Source organism: Emticicia sp. W12TSBA100-4 (genome assembly GCF_040253585.1).
GTDB lineage: Bacteria > Bacteroidota > Bacteroidia > Cytophagales > Spirosomataceae > Emticicia.
The window spans coordinates 1-538 of record NZ_JBELAU010000076.1; the positions used below are offsets into that span (position 1 = coordinate 1).

Consider the following 538-nt stretch of genomic DNA (forward strand, 5'->3'; position numbering starts at 1 on the left):
GAATGAAGCTATTCGACAAAGACTGGAGATTCATAATCAAATGAGTTTTCAGAGTAAAAACGAGTCCCGCCAGAGCCTTTTTGAAGAATTAGAACGTAGTGTTTTGAAAATATTGCCCACTACTCGATATGAGTTAAAAGCATTCAGAAAAGCTAAAGTTCAGCAGAACTGCCATGTTTTATTGGCTGAAGACAAACACTATTATTCTGTCCCTTTTCGCTATGTGGGTCAATATGTCAAACTGATTTATAGTGCTGAAAGTGTTGAGATTTATCAAGAACATAAACGAATTGCTACTCATGAAAGATTCAGGACAAAACATCAATATACAACCATAAAAGAACATTTACCAGCCCAACATCAGTATTTAATGAATTGGAATCCTGAGTTTTTTGAAGGGTTAGCTCTGAAAATAGGACCAAACACACTCTTGGTGATTCAACAAATGCTCTCTAACAGAAAATATGCCGAACAAGCCTATAAATCCTGTGCTGGTGTTTTGGCTTTAGCTCAAAAAGTTGGAAAAGAACGTTTAGAA

The 538-nt window shown here is 35.9% G+C and carries 1 protein-coding gene; it reads left to right on the plus strand.

Annotation, left to right across the window (positions count from 1 at the left end; translation table 11 throughout):
• Positions 1-538, plus strand: a 538-nt coding sequence (locus ABR854_RS25815; RefSeq protein ID WP_502881243.1) for a Mu transposase domain-containing protein, incomplete at both ends; no start/stop codon positions are given.